The sequence below is a fragment of the Burkholderia sp. AU31624 genome, assembly GCF_020420065.1.
Lineage (GTDB): Bacteria > Pseudomonadota > Gammaproteobacteria > Burkholderiales > Burkholderiaceae > Burkholderia.
Genome location: NZ_JAIZRT010000008.1, coordinates 389,595 through 409,113 on the forward strand (window position 1 = coordinate 389,595; position 19,519 = coordinate 409,113).

Here is a 19,519-nt window from a genome sequence, read left to right on the forward strand (position 1 = left end):
ACGATGGACGACCCGCGAACCCGCGACGGACGCGACGGCAGGGAAGGCAGCCTGCGCGACCGGCTCCAGCCCGCGCTGCTCGACCGGCTCACCGACGACTCGCCGCAGCGCGCCGCCGAAGCGCCCGGCGCGCAGTGGATCGGCACCGAACGCCTGCGCGCGGCCGTGCTGCGCGATCTCGCGTGGCTGCTCAACACGCGCAACGCCGAGGACGGCTTCGTCGACTGGTCGGCGTTCGCGCACGCGCAGGCGTCGGTGCTCAACTACGGGATGCGGCCGCTCGTGGGCAAGCCGATGTCGGGCGTCGAGCGGATGTCGGTCGAGGCGTCGATCCGCGACGCGATCCTCCGCTTCGAGCCGCGCATCGCGCCCGACAGCGTCGAAGTGCGCAGCGTGATCGACGCCGCCGGCGGCCGCGCCGGCGAACGGCGCCACAACGTGCTGCTGTTCGAGATTCGCGGCACGCTGTGGTCGATCCCGCATCCGCTCGAATTCGTGCTGCGCTCCGACCTCGATCTCGAGACGGGCGCGATGTCGCTGCAATCGGTGGCAGGAGCCTGACGCGATGGATACGCGCCTGCTCGACTACTACAACCGCGAACTCGCGTACCTGCGCGAGCTCGGCGGCGAATTCGCGCAGCAGTTCCCAAAGGTGGCCGCGCGGCTGCGGCTCAATGAATCGGGGCCGCCCGACCCGTACGTCGAGCGGCTGCTCGAAGGCTTCAGCTTCCTCACCGCGCGCGTGCAGCTCAAGATGGACGCCGAGTTTCCGCGCTTCACGCAGGCGCTGCTCGATGCCGTGTATCCCGGCTATATCGCGCCGCTGCCGTCGATGGCGATCGTGCGGTTCGCGCCGCTGCTGAACGAAGGCAGCCTTGCGCAAGGCTGGCGGCTGCCGGCCGGCACCGCGCTGCGCGCGCGTCCGGCCGCGTCCGAGCAGACCGCTTGCGAATTCCGCACCGCGCATGACCTGACGCTGTGGCCGCTCGAACTGACCGATGCGACCGTCACCGGTGCGCCGTCGTGGCTGCCGCGCGGCGCGTTCGCCGCGCGGCAGGACGTGCGCGGCGCGCTGCGCATCCGGTTGGAGGCGCGCGGCGGTGCCAAACTGTCCCAGTTGCCGCTCGACCGACTGACGTTTCATCTCGCCGGCCCCGAACGCGACGCGCTGCACCTGCTCGAACTGATCGCCGCGCATGCGCTCGGCGTCGTGTGCCACGATCCGGCGCAGCCGCCGCGCTGGCTGCATACGCTCGATGCCGACGCGATCGTCCACGAGGGCTTCGATCCCGCCCAGGCGATCCTGCCCGACGACGGCCGTAGCTTCCACGGCTACCGGCTGCTGCGCGAGTATTTCGCGTTTCCGGCGCGTTTCCTGTTCTTCAGCATCGGCGGGCTGCGCGCCGCGCTCGCGCGCGCGACCGGCGACGCGTTCGAGCTGACCGTGCTGTTCGATCGCCACGATGCGGCGCTCGAGGCGGCCGTCAGCGCGAAACACCTCGCGCTGAACTGCACGCCGGCCGTGAACCTGTTCGCGCGCCGCGCCGACCGCATTCCGCTGCAGCCGGGCGCGCGCGAGCACCATGTCGTCGTCGATCGCAGCCGGCCGCTCGACTACGAGGTCTATGCGGTGCAGCGGCTCGCGAGCGAGCAGCGCGACGATGGCCAGTCGCGCGAATTCCGGCCGTTTCATGCATCGTTCGCGAGCGACGACGGCAATCACGGCGCTTACTACACGGTGCGGCGCGAACCGAGGTTGGTGTCCTCTCAGGCACGTACGAACGGCACGCGCACCGGCTACGTCGGCAGCGAAACCTACGTGTCGCTCGTCGACAGCCAGTGCGCGCCGTACGACGAAACGATGCGTTACCTGGCGGCCGATACTCTGTGCACGAATCGCGATCTCGTGCTGCTGCAGCCACCGGGCGATGCGAACACGTTCACGCTGCGCGTATCGGCCCCCGTCGAAAGCATCGTCGCGATCCGCGGCCCGTCGCGGCCTCGGCCGCCGATCGCCGACGCACAATCCGCATGGCGGCTGATCCGCCATCTCGGGCTGGCCCGCCACACGCTGACCGATCTCGACGACGACGAGGGCGCGCATGCGCTGCGCGCACTGCTCGGCCTGCATGCCGACCCGGCCGATGCCGCGATGCGCCGGCAGATCGACGGCGTGCTGCGCGTGGCGTTCTCGCCGGTGTTCCGCCGGCTGCCGGCGTCCGGGCCGCTGATGTTCGGGCGCGGCGTGCAGGTCGACGTGACCGTCGACGATCACGCATTCTCCGGCGACAGTCCGTTCCTGCTCGGCGCGGTACTCGAACAGTTCTTCGCGCGCCACGTGTCGATCAATGCGTTCGCCGAATGCGTGCTGACCAGTGCGCAGCGCGGCACGCTCGCTCACTGGCCGGCGCGCATCGGCAGGCGGCCCGCGATATGAAGCGCGATATGTCTCCGGCCGCCGGGCCGGCTGCCGAAGCCGCACGCCGCGACGCGTGGTGGGCACGCCTGCGCGCCGCGCCGCACGGTTACGACCTGTTCCAGGCGCTGCGCTGGCTCGATGCGCTGTCGCCCGGCCGCGCGCCGCTCGGCCATGCGACGCGGCCGCGTGACGAGCCGGTGCGGCTCGGGCAGCAGCCGTCGCTCGCGTTCGCGGCGTCGATGCTGGCCGGCGTGAGCGACGAGGGCAGCGGCATGCCGCCGCGCATCGCGATCCACGGGTTCGGGCTGTTCGGCCCGAACGGGCCGCTGCCCACGCACCTGACCGAATACGCACACGAACGCGCGGCGCAGCACGACGACCCGACGTTCGCCGCGTTCGCCGACCTGTTTCATCACCGGCTGATCCTGCTGTTCTACCGCGCCTGGGCCGATGCGCAGCCGACGGTGAGCCTCGATCGCCCGGAACGCGCACGGTTCGACGGTTATGTCGCGAGCTTGATCGGCCGGGCGGCACACGGCGACAAGCCGGCCGCGAAAGCCGATACCGACATGCTTGCGCCGCATGCGCGCTTGTTCCACGCGGGCCATCTCGTGCGGCACACGCGCAACCCGGAAGGGCTCGTGCAGATCCTGCGCCGGCATTTCGGTGTCGAGGCGCGCATCGTCGAGCACGTGCCGCAGTGGGTCGCGATCGAACGTTCGCAGCGCTGCACGATCCGCGCGACGCGGCCGACGTTGCGAGTCGGCGCCGTCGCGCTCGGTGTGGCCGTGCGCGATGCGCAGTCGCGCTTCCGGATCGTGCTCGGCCCGCTGTCGCTCGACGCGTACCGCCGTTTCCTGCCGGACGGCCCGCACGCCCGGCAGCTCACGCAATGGGTGCGCGAATACGTCGGCATCGAGTTCGACTGGGACGTGCAGCTCGAACTGGCGGCCGACGCGGTGCCGGCGATCGCGCTCGGCGCGCCGCAGGGCATCGGCCGCACCGCGTGGCTCGGGCAACGGCTCGACCACGGCCCCGCGCGCGACCTCGTCGTTCGCTACGACGTGCGGCGCGGCGGCGCCCCCCTTCATCGCGAAACCGCCTAAACGGGAACCGTCATGTCCGATATCGGCCGCGCCAACCTGTTCGGAAAGCTGAATCCGTTCCTCTACGAGACGCTCGAGCAGGCGACCGGCTTCTGCCGGCTGCGCGGCAATCCGTACGTCGAGCTCGCGCACTGGTTCAAGCAGATGCTGCAGCGGCCCGATGGCGACCTGCCGCGCGTGCTGCGCCACTTCGGCGTGGACGCCGCCACGCTCGACCGCGGGCTCGTTACCGCGCTCGACAAGCTGCCGCGCGGCGCGGGCTCGGTGTCGGATCTGTCCGTGCACATCGACGATGCGGTCGAACGCGCGTGGGTCTACGCGACGCTGAAGTACGACGCGACGCGTATTCGCGGCGCGGTGCTGCTGCTCGCGATCCTGAAGACACCGCAGTTGCGCAACGTGCTGCTGGCGATTACGCGCGAATTCGAGCGCATCGTGCCGGACGTGCTCGCCGACGAACTCGCGTCGATCGTCGAAGGCTCGCCCGAAGCGCCACCGGCCGGGCAGGCGGCGCCGGGCGGCGACATGACGATGCGCGGCGCGACCGCCGCCGCCTCCGACGGCTCGGCGCTTGCACGCTTCGCCGTCGACCTGACCGCCCGCGCGCGGGCCGGCGAGATCGATCCGGTGATCGGACGCGATCCGGAAATTCGTCAGATCGTCGACATCCTGCTCCGACGCCGGCAGAACAACCCGCTGCTGGTCGGCGAGGCCGGCGTCGGCAAGACGGCGGTCGCGGAAGGCTTCGCGCTGCGGATTGCCGACGGCGACGTGCCGCCGTCGCTGCAGGACGTTGCGCTGTACCTGCTCGACATCGGGCTGCTGCAGGCCGGCGCGAGCGTGAAGGGCGAGTTCGAGAGCCGGCTGCGCGGCGTGATCGACGAAGCGATGTCGTCCGAGCGGCCCGCGATCCTGTTCATCGACGAAGTCCACACGCTCGTCGGCGCGGGCGGGGCCGCCGGCACCGGCGACGCCGCGAACCTGCTGAAGCCCGCGCTCGCCCGCGGCCTGCTGCGCACGATCGGCGCGACCACGTGGTCCGAGTACAAGCAGTACATCGAGAAGGACCCGGCGCTGACACGACGCTTCCAGCTCGTGCACGTCCATGAACCGGAGGAAGCGGCCGCGCTGACGATGCTGCGCGGCCTCGCCGGGAAGCTCGAAAGCCATCACCGCGTGCTCGTGCTCGACGCTGCGCTGGAGGCCGCCGTCACGCTGTCGCACCGTTACATTCCCGCCCGCCAGTTGCCGGACAAGGCGATCAGCCTGCTCGATACGGCCTGTGCGCGCGTCGCCGTCAGCCAGCACGCGGTACCCGCGCCGATCGAAGATGCGCGCCGCCGCATCGACAGCCTGCGCGTCGAACAGGAGCGGATCGGGCGCGAATGCGCGCTCGGCACCGGCGATACGGCGCGGCGCGATGCGATCGAGCACGACATTGCCACCGCCCGGACCGAACTCGACCGGCTCGACACCCGCTGGCAAACCGAACGCGACGCCTTGACCGCGATCGTCGATGCCCGTGCGTTGCTGCTCGACGACGATCCGTCCCACGCACTCGATGCGGATGCACGCGCTGCGGCACAAACCCGTCTCTCGGCCGCGCAGCAGGCGCTGGCCGACCTGCAGGGCGATGCGCCGCTCGTGCTGCCCGCCGTCGACACCCACGCGGTGGCCGCCGTCGTGGCCGACTGGACCGGCATTCCGCTCGGCCGCATGGTGCGCGACGAAACGCAGGCCGTGCTGAAGCTCGCCGATACGCTCGGCGAGCGCGTCGTCGGCCAGAAGCACGCGGTCGAGCTGATCGCCGAACGCATCCAGACCGCGCGCGCCAAGCTGGACGATCCGAAGAAGCCTCATGGCGTGTTCCTGCTGTGCGGGCCGTCCGGCGTCGGCAAGACCGAGACCGCGCTCGCGCTGGCCGACACGCTGTACGGCGGCGAACACAACGCGATCACGATCAACATGAGCGAATTCCAGGAAGCGCATACGGTGTCGACACTGAAGGGCGCGCCGCCCGGCTACGTCGGCTACGGGCAGGGCGGCGTGCTCACCGAAGCCGTGCGCCGCCGCCCGTACAGCGTCGTGCTGCTCGACGAGATCGAGAAGGCGCACCGCGACGTGCACGAGATTTTCTTCCAGGTATTCGACAAGGGCTGGATGGAGGACGGCGAGGGGCGCGACATCGATTTCCGGCATACGGTGATCCTGCTGACCTCGAACGTCGGCGCCGATCGCGTGATGCAGCTGTGCCGCGATCCCGAGCGCCTGCCCGACGTGCAGACGCTCGCCGATGTGCTGCGCGCGCCGCTGCTCGACGTGTTTCCTGCGGCGCTGCTCGGCCGGTTGACCGTCGTGCCGTACTACCCGCTCACCGACGCGACGCTCGCGCGAATCGTCGCCTTGCAATTGCGGCGGATCGAGCAGCGGATCGACGCGCACCACGGCATCCGGCTGCGCTGCACCGATGCGGCGACCGCGCTGGTCGTCGAGCGTTGCCGGACGATCGAATCCGGCGGCCGGATGGTCGACGCGATCCTCACGCACACCGTGATGCCGCGCATCGGCCGCGCGATCCTGCAGGCCACGCTGGAAGGCCGCACGCTGTCGTCGATCGAGCTGAGCGCCGCCGACGGCGAATTCACGTACCGGTTCGACGAGGAGGAAACGACTTGAATCGCGTATTCACACTCGACAGCCCGCACGGCGACGGCCTCAAGTTCCATACGCTCGACGGCAGCGATGAACTCGGCCGCCTGTTCGAATTCCGGATCGAGGCGCTCGCCGACAGTCACAGCCTGTCGCTGAAGGACATGCTCGGCAAGCCCGTGACGGTCCGGATCGAACAGCAGGACCTGTCGACCCGCTACCTGAACGGGATCGTTGCGCGCGCATCGCTTTCCGGCCGGCGCGCCGAGCGCTACTACGGCTACGAGCTGATCGTGCGCCCGTGGCTGTGGCTCGCGACGCGCCGCTCCGATTGCCGGATCTTCCAGAACAAGACGGTGCCCGAGATCGTGCAGGAGGTGCTGTCGACGTACGGCTTTCCGATCGAGAACCACCTCGCCGAATCGTATGTGCCGCGCGACTATTGCGTGCAGTACAACGAGACCGACGCCGCGTTCGTGTCGCGGCTGATGGAGTTCGAGGGGATCTACTTCTGGTTCCGGCATGCGGAGGACACGCATACGCTGATGCTCGGCGACGCGATGTCGTCGCACACCGTGCTGCCCGGCTACGAGACGATTCCGTACATCGCGCGCGACCGCACCGCGATCGCCGACGAGGAGCACATCGACGGCTGGCTGCCCGCGCAGGCGGTGAGCGTCGGCCGGCACCAGACCACCGACTACGACTATACGAAGCCGCGCGCCGATCTTTCGTCGCAGAAAGTCGATCCGCGTGGGCACGATCACGACGGTTTAGCTTCGTTCGAGTGGCCGGGGGGGTATCGCGACGATGCACCCGGTGCGCATTACAGCCGCGTGCGGCTCGAGGAACAGCAGGCGGAACATGAGCGGGCGAACGCCGATACCGATGTGCGCGGTGTCGCACCCGGTTATCTGTTCACGCTCGAACATTGCCCGCGTGCGGACCAGAACCGCGAGTACCTGATCGTGCGGTGCCAGTATCGGTTTCAGGAGAACGCGTATGCGAGCGACCAGGGTGCGGAGGCCGTCGTGCATCAGACGATGATGCTCGTGCAGCCGTCGAGCCTGCCTTACCGGTCGCCGCGCGAGACGCCGCGGCCGCGCACCAACGGGCCGCAGACGGCCACCGTCGTCGGGCCGCCGGGAGAGGAAATCTGGACCGACCAGTATGGGCGCGTGAAGCTGCAGTTCCGCTGGGACCGGTACGGGCAAAGCAACCAGGATTCGTCGTCCTGGGTGCGGGTGTCGAGTCCGTGGGCCGGGGGTGGGTTCGGGGGCGTGCAGATTCCACGGGTGGGCGATGAGGTCGTCGTGGATTTTCTGAACGGCGATCCGGACGAGCCGATCGTGACCGGGCGCGTTTACAACGGCGAGAAGATGCCGCCGTGGGGACTGCCGGGGAGTGCGACGCAGAGCGGGATGTTGTCGCGATCGTCGCCGGGCGGGACGACCGACCACGCCAATGCGTTCCGGTTCGACGACAAGAAGGGCGCCGAGCAGCTTTGGATGCACGCGGAACGGAATTTCGATGCGGAGACGGAGCTCGATCATTCGCTGTCTGTCGGGAACAACCATACGCACACGGTCGGGAACGACGAAACGATGCAGGTGAAGAACAACCGACAGCGGAGCGTGGGGCAGAACGAGACGGTGAATATCGGGCAGAACCGGGTCGCGCAGATCGGGGCGAACGAGACGCATGGGGTTGTCGGCAACCGGACGCGGACGGTCGGACAGAACGAAACGGTGACGATCGCCGCGAATCGCGACGCGACGATCGGTGGCGTGCATACCGAGACGGTCGCCAAAGCCAAGACCGAAACGATCGGCGAGGGCAAGACGTTGAGCGTCGCGCAGCTTTATCACACGACGTCTCAGGACATGAAGACGCAGGTCGGGTCCACGCATACCGAGGAAATCGGCACGCGAACGTCGACGATCGCGAACGCGCATACGCACACGGTCGGCGGCGAACACACCGTCAACGTCGGTGCGAACCATACGACAAACGTACAGCATCAGGTGACCGTCAACGCCGGCGACCAGCTTTCGCTCGTCTGCGGAATGTCCAGCATCGTGATGAAGAGCGACGGCACGATCACGATCCAGGGCGTCAACGTCGCGTCGACCGGTACGAACACCCACAGCGTGAACGGCAAGACGGTAACGTCGTCGGCGACCGCCGAGCACACGGTCGAAGGCGCCGTCCTGAAACTGAATCCGTGACGGAGACACGCGCGAATGCAGAACTGGCAGCCGACCAACCCGGTGGAGCGCAGGTTCATGGATGCGCATACGGACTGGATGAGTTTCGCGCAAGAGCGGGACGCGCGATTGATGATCTGGCAAACCGACGAGACGGATGCGGAACTCGTGCACTTGTATTTCCAGATTCAGGACGAGACGTCGTGCGCGGTCAGGACGATGCGGGCATCGTTTATCAATGAAGCGGGTTATGCGAAGGCGTTGACGGATGAACTGATCGCGTTCTACGACAGCCGGCGAGAGGCGTCCCATGCACATGGCATACATGCGGATTGGCAAGCGCCGTACGACGACGGCAAGAATCCCGTGCTCTATCTGTTCGCTGTGACCGACAGCCTGATGCAGCACCATCCGGACGTTTTTCCGGCGATGGTGTTCGTGCTGGAACCTGTGAAAGTGCGAGATGAAACGGCATGGGTGCGATGGATGGACGATTTGCTGTCGATCATTGCGATCGCGCCGCAGCTTGCCGAGCGCGTGCGCTTCGTCGTGCCGCGTATCGATATCGCGTCGTTTGCTGCGCTGATGCAACGGCATCGCGCCGCGGTTCGCGTCGTGCACGGCAAGTATTCGATGGCGAGCGTGCCTCGCGAGTTACTGGCGGAATCGGGCGAGCGCGGGCCGAGCGGGGAGTTTCGACGGCATTTCGTGATGCTGACCGAGATGATCGAAGGCGGTAGTCCGTCTCGGCTGGAGGAGCTTCGCGCGGCGGCGCTGAAGGTGGCCGAGCGCGAGCAGTGGTTCGATCAATGCGTCGTCGTGCATCTGATTGCGGGGGCTGCCTATCTGAAATGGCGCGATCGGGAGAAGGCGATCGAGGCTTACCAGAGCGCCGCCAGCAGCGGCATGCGCGCGGTCGAGGCCGGGCATCCGGCGGGGCACAAGCTCGTGGCGAACGGGTTGTTCGGCGAGGGGAGCGTGCATCTGACGCACAAGGATTATGCGCACTCGGCGTATTGCTATGAGCGTGCGGCGGCGTCGACCATGGCGGCGAAGGACGGGTTGATGACGGTCGAGGCATGGCGAATGAGTGCCGTGTGCTGGGAGCGGGCAGGGGAGCGCGAGCACGCGCTGGAGGCCGGGTTCAATGCGCTCGATGCGGGGTTGATGATCGACGAGCCGATGCGGGCGAACAGCAGTCTGCCGATGGTTGTCGAGTGGATGGTGTCGCAGCTGGGTGTACACGACCGACGGCGCAACGCGTTGAGCGAGAAGGTCGCGGCGTTGCGTAGCGGGCGCTGAGCGGAGGCGAAACCGTGGCACTTCTGGCCGTCAAGCATCTCGACCCGGTTGTTGGCGTCGATGTCCATTCGGTATTGGTCACGCCGGGGACCCCTCCTGTATTCCTGCCGCACCCTCACGTCGGATTCATGCTCGACAAGCGCGAGTACATCCAGGCCGCAAAGGCCGTGGTTGGCTGCATTGCAACGATGATCGCGCAGGAGAAGGTGACCGAATACATCGAACACCACCCCGAAGATGTAAAGAAGCTGGAACATCTCGCCGATGAGGCAAATCAGCAGGTCAATGACTTGATGGGGGGCGGCAAGCTGCCGGACACCGTCGTGGAGGGAATAAAGCTCGCGAACGAGGCCAACAAGCTCAAGAACCGCATCAGTGACGATCTTGGCTCGAACGTCGGGTCAGGTGGCAGCAGCGGCAGGCCGATTTTCGTGAACGGGATGATGCGGGCGACGGCGGGGACGCATGCGTATCACGTTCCAGGATTGCATTTTCCGCTCGGGGAATCGTTTGCTCCGCCGCCTGAGGAGATTGAACCGTCGAACGACGGCGAATCGTTCATGGGCAGCAAGACGGTGCTCGCCAACAACGACCCGATGTCGTACATGGCGTTGGAGGCGTTGAGTTGCTGGTCGATCGGGATGGAGCCGCCTCCGCATAACAGCGCGCATACGGATCGAACCTATCCGTCGATGCCGAGTTCGGTGATGTTGCCGATTCCGGCCGGGCGGCCGGTGTTGGTGGGTGGCCCGCCGATCATGAACATGGCTGCGGCAGCGAAAGGGTTGTTCAAGGCGTTTCGGGGATCCAAGTGGGCGAAAGCGCTGGCGGACAAGCTCCATTTGAAGCCGGGGTTCTTGCGCTGCAATGTGCTGAAGGCGGAACCGGTCGATGCGACTACGGGTGAAGTCGTCGTTCAGCAAAGCGATTTCACGGTATCGGGGCGGCTACCACTCGTGTGGGAACGGCACTACTCGAGCCAGAATCCGTACCTCGGGGCTGTCGGCGCAGGTTGGCAGACTCCAGCAGATACCCGGCTCGAATTGATGCCGCACGACGACGTAATCGGCGCCGTCGTGTGCTTTCCAGACCATTCGACCGCATTCGACGCACTACCGGCCGACGACGGTTGGCCCGCTCACGTCTACGATTGGCAGCATGGGTATGCGCTGTACCGGCAGGACAACCGGTTGATGCTGCGCACGCGCGAAGGGATCGAATACGGATTCGTGCTGCCGCGGCGATGGTCGTCCCGAACGAACGGCACACGCGACGGCAATGCGCGACGAGCTTTGCCTGTGGAGCGCATGAGCGATCTGAGCGGCAACGCATGGGTCTTCGAGCGTGACGAGCGAGGATGCGTCGTACGTATCTCGGAGTGGACGCGAGACGGGCCGACTGCCCGTGCCGTCAAATGCGGCACAACGGGTGTGGCGCACACCACCGCCTGGCTCACCGCGCTAAGCTTGATCGACGATGAAGGGCGAACACATCCGCTCGTCACGTACGTGCAGGACGATGCCGGGAATCTGCGCGCCGCATTCGACGCAATGGCGCAACCGCATCGCTTCGACTACATCGACGGCCATCGAATGGTCGGTCACACCAGCGCGCGAGGTGTGTCGTTCTACTACAGCCATCGTGTCTACGACGATGGTGTATGGCGCGTCGATCGAGCATGGGGCGATAAAGGGCTATTCGATTATCGCTTTGCGTACGACACGGAGGGGCAGGAAACCAGGATCACCGATTCGCTCGGCTACACCACCATCCTCCAACTGAACAAGCAACGTATGCCGGTGGTCGAGATCGACCCGCTCGGCGGCGTAACGACCTACCAGTACGACCGGCAGGGACGCACAAATGCCCGGACCGACCCCGCTGGCCGCACGATCAGATGGGAATACGACGGATACGGAAACCTCGTCACACAGACGCTGCCGGATAGCAGCGAGATTCGAACGGAATATGACGAGCATCACCGCCCCGTCCGTGTGACGTCGATTGGCGATCGTCAGTGGCGATACGAGTGGGACGCTCTTGGCAATCTGCTGGCGCGGATCACCCCGTCCGGCGCAGTCACTCGATACGCATACGACCGATTCGGTCAGCTCATCGAGCAGACCGGGCCACGCGGCACCGTCACGCGGCTCGATTACGACCTGGACGGCAATCCTGCATCGTTGACCAACACGCTTGGCCAGGTCACCCGATATCGGCATGACGCACACGGCAACCTCGTCGAAACCATCGATGCGCTGGGGCGCCAGAGCCGTTACACGTATGACCGCAACGGAAACCTGATTCGAGCTATCGAGCCTGGGGAGCGCGAGATCCATTGCGCCTACGACGCCGACGGCAATCTGATCCGCTATCGCGATCCGGCGGGACACGTGACACAGATCGATTACTCCGCGCTCGGACAGGTCAGCAAACGATACGCCCCCGACGGCACTGCGGTCGAATATCGGTACGACACGGAAGAACAACTTGTTGGCGTCGTCAACGAAGGCGGAAAACTCCATGCGATCGAACGTGATGCCCTCGGTCGTATCGTCACGGAAACGGACTATTGGGGGCAGGCGCGGCGCTATCGGTACGGTACTGCAGGCGAACTGCTTGTCAGCGCAGATCCATTAGGGCAGTCGATCGAATACCGATATGACAGGCTTGGGCGTATCGTCGAGAGACGTGCTCCGGATCAAGACCAGGACGGCGGCCTCCGGATTGACCGCTTCACGTATGGCAAGACCGGAGACTTGGTGACTGCTGAGAACCCGTTTTGTCGCGTCGAGTTTCGTTACGACGAAGAAGGTCGGGTCGTTGAGGAGCGACAGGGGGACGATTTCACGATCGTCAGCGACTACGATGCAGCAGGTAATCGAACGTCGCGCAAAACCCGGTTCATTGCGAATGGCGAGACCGTAGAGCACACCGTGCGCTATGTGTACGACGCACTGAACAACGTGTCGTCGATTCAAATCGACGACGCCGTGCCTGTCGTGCTTGAGCGTGATGCGCTCGGACAAGTGCTGGTAGAGCACCTTAGTGCAGATCTGCAGCGTGAATTTTCGTATGACGCTGGCGGTCAGCTCGCCGCACAACGAACACTGTTGGTCAATACTGGCTCGCTGTTTGCGAGTGAATATGTTTACGACGCGAACGGTGAGTTGATCGAGAAGCGTGATTCTCGCGGCGGCGTCGAATGCTTCCAGTACGACCCAATGGGCCGGATAACCTCGCACATCGATCCCGCTGGTCGGCTCCAGCGCCTTCTCTACGACTCGTCAGGCGATCGACTGAAGACGCAAGTCCGAGAACGCAGGACTGCGGGCGCAGGCGTCGATCAGGCAGCGACCTGGATACGAGAGGGCGAACTTGAAAGTTGCTACTTTGCATATGACAGAGTGGGCAATCTGATTCGCAAACAGGACGCTGAACAGGATCTGACACTGCGCTGGGATTCCGCTGGGCAGCTAGTCGAAACGATGGCGATTCGGCCGGATATCATTGCCGCAAGCGGCGCGACCATTCAGATCCACGCGCGATACGAGTATGACGCACTCCGACGCCGAGTACGCAAGATTGTGCATGAGCGGGGCCACCGCCGTACGGGGCATCCAGCGGTCTCACGTACCAGTCGCTTCTTCTGGGACGGTAATGCGCCTTGTGGGGAATATGCGGCTAGTGGTAGCGAAGCGGGCGATTCCGGTCTGTCACAAACGCGAGATCGCCAGCATGAGGTGCAGCAGGCGCGAACGCGAACTGCTGGTGCGAACCGACCTGTCTCCATACGCGAGTGGATCTACTATCCGGGCACTTTCCGGCCGTTTGCCGCAATACATTGCGATCTCGCGAACGAATCGCCGTTATATGGTTCAGGATCATTTTATTTTTACCAGAACGATCCCAACGGGGCGCCGGTACGGATGCACGATGCCGGTGGCGATGTCGTCTGGGAGGCACGATACTGTTCGACGGGCGCCGTTAGAGGCGTGGATCGGTGGGTAGCGCAGCCGATCAGACTGCAAGGGCAGTATTGTGATCCCGAGTCGAACCTGTACTACAACAGGTATCGGTACTTCGACCCGAGCACCGGATCATTCATCTCGCAAGATCCGTTAGGGTTGGGCGGTGGTGACAACCCGTATCAGTTTTCTCCCAATATTTTTGCCTGGATTGACCCGCTGGGCCTTATCAATTGGACCAACCACGGCAACAAACACAAGGCCACGACATCCAATAGAGTATCCTGGGCAGACATTGTCAAATCGACGAAGAGTGGTCCGGCAAAATATTTACCCGGGACCGACATAGAAGCATTGGAGAGAAAGATCTATGCCACAGGACAAGCCGTAACAAATGGAAAGTCTTGGAAAGTCAAAAACATGGGCGAGGTAATTGGTGCATCCGAAGGGGAGGAGACAACCTTCGTCCGGGTCGAGGAGAGTGCAGGTGTAATTCACGGCCACCCAATCACGGAAAGAGAATTCAAAAAGTTAACTTGTGTCAAAAAACCCAAGAAAGGGAAAAAATGATCAATGACATCGTAACCAAGCATGGCGGAAAGATCGTCTTTGACGATCTGTCCATGCTCGATGAGAAGAAAAAAATAGCGTCTCAGATTGATGACTTGAAGGAAGATCTATTTCAGGCAACTTTTTCTAACGATCGAATTCTGGACATCGGTTGGTATCCCAGTTTCGAACCAACCGGAAGTTTTCATATCAAGCTGGTTTTTGAGCATGACTGGGACAATCCAATATTCTCGGATACGGCAAGAAGCTTTGAAAAATTGTCAATCGCAGTTGAAAGGGCCGTTAAAAAAATAACTTAGGGTGGCGATGATTTCCGAGGCCGTTGGCGGAATGAAGTTAGCCATCGGTCGCGCGCTGTGACTCGATAGCTTCCGAACGGAGACAACGATGGCACTTCTGGCGGTCAAGCATCTTGATCCGGTTGTCGGGGTCGATGTTCACTCGGTGCTGGTCACGCCGGGTACGCCGCCGGTGTTCCTGCCGCACCCTCATGTCGGGTTCATGCTCGACAAGCGCGAGTACATCCAGGCCGCCAAGGCCGTGGTCGGTTGCATCGCGACGATGATCGCGCAGGAGAAAGTGACCGAATACATCGAACACCACCCCGAAGATGTAAAGAAGCTGGAACATCTCGCCGATGAAGCGGACCAGGAGGTCAATAATCAGCTCAATAACCTAATGGGTGGCGGCAAGCTGCCGGACTTCAAGGACGACCCCACTGTCGCGGAGGGGATGAGGCTCGCTAAAGAGGCCAACAAGATCAAGAGCCGCATCAGTGACGATCTTGGCTCGAACGTCGGATCCGGCGGCAGCAGCGGCAGGCCGATTTTTGTGAACGGGATGATGCGGGCCACGGCGGGGACACATGCGTATCACGTTCCGGGGTTGCATTTTCCGCTCGGCGAATCGTTTGCGCCGCCGCCTGAGGAGGTTGAACCGTCTAACGACGGGGAATCGTTCATGGGCAGCAAGACGGTGCTCGCCAACAACGATCCGATGTCGTACATGGCGCTGGAAGCGCTGAGTTGCTGGTCGATCGGGATGGAGCCGCCTCCGCATAACAGCGCGCATACGGATCGGACGTATCCGTCGATGCCGAGTTCGGTGATGCTGCCGATTCCGGCCGGGAGGCCGGTATTGGTGGGCGGGCCGCCGATCATGAACATGGCGGCGGCAGCGAAAGGGTTGTTCAAGGCGTTTCGGGGATCGAAGTGGGCGAAGGCACTGGCGGACAAGCTCCATTTGAAGCCGGGGTTCTTGCGCTGCAATGTGCTGAAGGCGGAGCCGGTCGATGCAACAACAGGACAAGTGGTTGTACAACAGGTCGATTTCACCGTGTCGGGACGGTTGCCACTCGTGTGGGAACGGCATTATGCAAGTGCCAATAGTTACGATGGGGCGGTGGGAGCAGGGTGGCAGACACCCATGGATATCAGGCTCGAGCTGATGCCGTACGAGCGCGCAATCGGTGCAGCGGCGCACTTCCCAGATCACTCGACTGCATTCGATCGGCTTCCCGACAGCGAGGGCTGGTCATCACGCGTTTACGACTGGCAATACGGGTATGCGCTATATCAACAAGGAAGTACATTGAAGCTGCGTACGCGCGAAGGGATCGAATATGCGTTCGCGTTTCCCTTGCTGCGACCGGCCAGTGCGCTCGAGAGTAATGCCCGACTTACCTTACTCATTGAACGCATAGGTGACTTGAGCGGCAACGCATGGGTCTTTGAGCGTAATTCCCTCGTCTGCATTCGCATTGCAGAGTGGGCGAAAGATGGTCCGACGGAACGCGCAGTCGAATGCAGTGTCCGAGTGGAAACCTCCATCAAGCACAGTGACCATCTACGCGCTGGCGCCTGGTTGACTGGACTGACCCTTCTCGATAGAGACGGCCACGTGCATCCGCTCACTACGTACGAGCAGGACCATGCGCGGGATTTACGTGCAGCCGTCGATGCGATGGCGCAGCCGCATCGCTTCGACTATACGGCTGATCACAGGATGATCAGCCACACAAGCGCACGGGGGATTTCATTTTTTTACAGCTATTGTGTCTGCAGCGATGGCATATGGCGCGTCGCACGAGCGTGGGGTGACGAGGGTCTCTTTGATTACCGATTTTCATACGACACCAAACAGCGGGAAACAACGATCACCGATTCACGCGGCTATACAACCATCCTGCAACTGGATAGGCACGGCCTGCCCCTTGCAGAGATCGATCCGCTTGGTGGCGTGACAAGCTACCAATACGACGTGCAAAGGCGCACGAGTGCCCAAACCGCCCCCTCGGGCGACGCAACCAGATGGGATTACGACGCGTACGGCGACCTAGTCACACAGATACTGCCTGACGGAAGCATGATCCGCACGGAATACGATGCCGATCGTCGTCCTGTGCGCGTAACGTCGATCGGAGGTCAGCTGTGGCGCTACGAGTGGGATGGGCACGGTAACCTCCTGACGCAGATTGCGCCGTCCGGAACAACATCACTTTACGAGTACGACCAATATGGCCAACTCGTCAAACATATAGGGCCGCGCGACACGATCACGTGTTTCGAACACGACAGGGATGGCAATCCCTCAGCGGTGACAAATGCACTTGGCCATCGCACACAGTACCGGTACGACGCTCGCGGCAATCTTGTCGAAACGATCGATCCACTCGGGCGACAGGGGGCCTACTCATATGATCGAAACGGCAACCTGACCCGCGCGATCGAACCAGGCGGGCGCGAAACCCATTGTACGTACGACGCCGATGGCAATCTAATTCGCTATCGTGATCCGGTGGGGAACGTCACGCAGATAGACTATTCGGCGCTCAGCGAGATCACCAAGCGATGCGCGCCCGACGGCACTACAGTCGAATACCGATACGACACTGAGAATCAGTTGATCGGTGTTGTCAATGAACGTGGCGAGCTATATACGCTGCAACGTGACGAGCTTGGGCGAATCATCGTCGAGACAGACTACTGGGGACAAGCCCGACGCTATCGGTACGGCCCAGACGGCGAATTGCTCGACTACACCACCCCGTCAGGACAAACGATCGAGTACCGCTATGATCAGCTTGGACGCATCGTGCAGAAGCGCACACGAGGTGACGAAGGCGTTCGAGTAGACGACTTCGAGTATGACCGCAAGGGTAATCTGGTACGTGCCGAAAATCCGTCTTGCCGCATCGAGTTGCGCTACGACGAGGATGGTCATGTGATCGAGGAACGGCAGGACGACATTTTCACGATCGCGAGCGATTACGATTCAGCCGGCAACCGGACGGCGCGCAGGACGCGGCTTGTTGCCGGCCGGCGAGTCTTCGAACATCTCGTCCGCTATTCTTTTGATGCCATCGGCGCAGCGATGTCGATTCAGATTGACGGGGCCACGCCGGTCCTATTTGAACGTGATGCTCTAGGGCGGGTGCGTGTTGAGCAACTGGGGGCAAATCTGCGACGCGAGCTGTCGTATGACCCCAGCGGTCAACTGGCCTCGCACCGGACGCTGCTGACAGATACCGGAGTACTTTTCGCTAGCGAATACGCGTACGACGCAAACGGCGAACTGATTGAAAGGCGCGATTCTGGTTTCTCGGTCGAGCGCTTCCAATATGATCCCGTGGGCCGGGTGACTTCGCATGTCGATCCGAGCGGTCGACTGCATCGTTTTCTGCATAACCCGGCCGGGGACCTGCTAACGATGGATATCCACAAACTTCATCCTACAAACGCAACCGATGCCATGGGGGACGATACGTGGGTGCGAGAGGCCGAGTACGACGGCTGTAACTTCACGTACGACAGAAGTGGCAACTTGATTCACAAACAGGATTCCGGACAGTCTTTGACTCTATATTGGAACGCGGCTGGGCAGCTAGTCGAAACGGCTACGATTCGGTCGACTGTAGTTGCTTCAGGGGAGATCTCGTCCCAAATTCACGCAAAGTACGAATATGACGCGTTCAATCGACGAATACGGAAGGTTGTGCGCAGGCGTGCGGAAGCCGACGGGCTGCACGGACATGTTTCGCTGATCAGCCATTTTCTATGGGATGGCAATGCTCTCACGGGGGAATACTCAGTGGAAAATGATTCACAGCCCTGTTTCGCGCGCGAGTGGGTTCATCTTCCTGAAACGTTCCAACCATTAGCAGTAGTCCAATGTGATCTAACGGAAACCCAGGCATCAAGTCAACCAACCCGACAATTGACTGATGCTCGAGAGGCGCTTTACTTCTACCAGAATGATCCGAACGGCGCACCAACGCGAATGCATGGAATATGTGGGGAGATTATATGGTCGGGTCGGCATAATCCGACCGGAAAGTTTGACAGCTTTGATTTTGATATCGCGCAACCATTGAGATTGACCGGTCAGTATCATGACCAGGAAACTGGATTGCATTACAATCGTCACAGATATTTCGACCCCGATTTCGGCGAATTCATCAGCCAAGATCCGTTAGGTCTTCTTGCGGGAACCAATCCGTATCAATACTCACCGAATGTTTTTGGATGGCAAGATCCACTTGGATTGAACGCCTCATGCATCGAGGCTCGTTTGACCGATCGTTTGGCAAAGTGGAAGGCGTACAAAGCCGCCGGTGGCAATATGAGCATGGCGCAATGGGTTCAACATACTCGTTCACAAAGCTGGGGACATCGTGCGGGTGGGGGGTATGGTAGCTGGTATCGATCCATAACAAGCACGCACGGTAACAGTCTTGCCGCGACAGGGCCACATGATCTCTATGCAATACGTGAGGTTGGCACAAAGAGGGTTCTTCACATCGGCGAGACAGGGCGTGGTTATATGACAAGATTTGGTGAACATCAGGCTTATTTTGCAAAATTAGGAATCGATGTTTATCCGGAGTGGCTGAGAACAGTCGAGGGAAAGGCTGCCGCCAAATCATTGGAAACCGAATTAATCTTGGCACATACAAAATATTTTTATTTCCCGCCGTACAACAAAGGCGAACACTAGCTATTGAGTTGTCTCGCCCCATGATCGAGCTGTGACTGACGGACTGCGCCAAGCTGGACGTTTTGATGACGAGATCCTATAAGCGACAGGCGGAGACGGACGGAGATCTCAAGGTGGGTGGCGTTTGGGAACGAATATCTACCATTTGACATAACGTGAATTATCGACGGATTTGCTTGTAGTGGCTAGATTGAAATGTCCGCTTTTGGCTACATAGAAATGTCCGCTTTCGGGCCGCGTAAGCTGTTCGGTCGCCGGGTGTCCGGCGCCGGAGGCTGCGATGGCTGTAACGGAACGGATCAC

9 protein-coding genes are annotated in these 19,519 nt (G+C 62.3%); all 9 read left to right on the forward strand.

Annotated features, from left to right (window positions below):
- The first annotated feature begins 3 nt into the window (after nucleotides 1-3).
- The 9 genes from tssE (at nucleotide 4) to LGM89_RS28810 (ending at nucleotide 19,216) form a co-directional block, all read left to right on the forward strand.
- Nucleotides 4-561: a type VI secretion system baseplate subunit TssE gene (gene tssE, locus LGM89_RS28770; RefSeq protein ID WP_226274711.1), complete on the forward strand. Its 558-nt coding sequence runs from the start codon at nucleotides 4-6 to the stop codon at nucleotides 559-561.
- A gap of 4 nt (nucleotides 562-565) precedes the next feature.
- On the forward strand, nucleotides 566-2,437 hold the full coding sequence (gene tssF / locus LGM89_RS28775) for a type VI secretion system baseplate subunit TssF (RefSeq protein WP_226274712.1): 1,872 nt from the start codon (nucleotides 566-568) through the stop codon (nucleotides 2,435-2,437).
- A gap of 8 nt (nucleotides 2,438-2,445) precedes the next feature.
- Nucleotides 2,446-3,525, forward strand: coding sequence for a type VI secretion system baseplate subunit TssG (gene tssG, locus LGM89_RS28780; RefSeq protein ID WP_413227485.1), 1,080 nt, complete (start codon nucleotides 2,446-2,448; stop codon nucleotides 3,523-3,525).
- Nucleotides 3,526-3,537: 12 nt separating this feature from the next.
- Nucleotides 3,538-6,201 (forward strand): type VI secretion system ATPase TssH, encoded by a 2,664-nt coding sequence (tssH, locus tag LGM89_RS28785; protein WP_226274714.1) that lies wholly within the window; start codon nucleotides 3,538-3,540, stop codon nucleotides 6,199-6,201.
- Complete coding sequence (tssI, locus tag LGM89_RS28790) at nucleotides 6,198-8,402, forward strand: type VI secretion system tip protein TssI/VgrG (RefSeq protein ID WP_226274715.1); 2,205 nt, start codon at nucleotides 6,198-6,200, stop codon at nucleotides 8,400-8,402. Before tssH ends, tssI begins: the two co-directional genes overlap by 4 nt.
- 15 nt (nucleotides 8,403-8,417) lie before the next feature.
- A complete protein-coding gene (locus tag LGM89_RS28795) occupies nucleotides 8,418-9,683 on the forward strand; it encodes a tetratricopeptide repeat protein (RefSeq protein ID WP_226274716.1) in 1,266 nt (421 codons plus the stop codon).
- Between the two features lie 14 nt (nucleotides 9,684-9,697).
- A complete protein-coding gene (locus tag LGM89_RS28800; RefSeq protein ID WP_226274717.1) occupies nucleotides 9,698-14,221 on the forward strand; it encodes an RHS repeat-associated core domain-containing protein in 4,524 nt (1,507 codons plus the stop codon).
- Nucleotides 14,218-14,520, forward strand: a complete 303-nt coding sequence (locus LGM89_RS28805) for a hypothetical protein (RefSeq protein WP_226274718.1) — start codon at nucleotides 14,218-14,220, stop codon at nucleotides 14,518-14,520. The genes LGM89_RS28800 and LGM89_RS28805 overlap by 4 nt, the downstream gene beginning before the upstream one ends.
- An 88-nt stretch (nucleotides 14,521-14,608) precedes the next feature.
- A complete protein-coding gene (locus LGM89_RS28810; RefSeq protein ID WP_226274719.1) occupies nucleotides 14,609-19,216 on the forward strand; it encodes an RHS repeat-associated core domain-containing protein in 4,608 nt (1,535 codons plus the stop codon).
- Nucleotides 19,217-19,519: the final 303 nt, after the last annotated feature.

Bases quoted from the DNA above. Each gene is read 5' to 3' on its own strand.
- tssE (WP_226274711.1), top strand. From the start codon at position 4: ATGGACGACCCGCGAACCCGCGACGGACGCGACGGCAGGGAAGGCAGC.
- tssF (WP_226274712.1), top strand. From the start codon at position 566: ATGGATACGCGCCTGCTCGACTACTACAACCGCGAACTCGCGTACCTG.
- tssG (WP_413227485.1), top strand. From the start codon at position 2,446: ATGTCTCCGGCCGCCGGGCCGGCTGCCGAAGCCGCACGCCGCGACGCG.
- tssH (WP_226274714.1), top strand. From the start codon at position 3,538: ATGTCCGATATCGGCCGCGCCAACCTGTTCGGAAAGCTGAATCCGTTC.
- LGM89_RS28795 (WP_226274716.1), top strand. From the start codon at position 8,418: ATGCAGAACTGGCAGCCGACCAACCCGGTGGAGCGCAGGTTCATGGAT.
- LGM89_RS28805 (WP_226274718.1), top strand. From the start codon at position 14,218: ATGATCAATGACATCGTAACCAAGCATGGCGGAAAGATCGTCTTTGAC.
- LGM89_RS28810 (WP_226274719.1), top strand. From the start codon at position 14,609: ATGGCACTTCTGGCGGTCAAGCATCTTGATCCGGTTGTCGGGGTCGAT.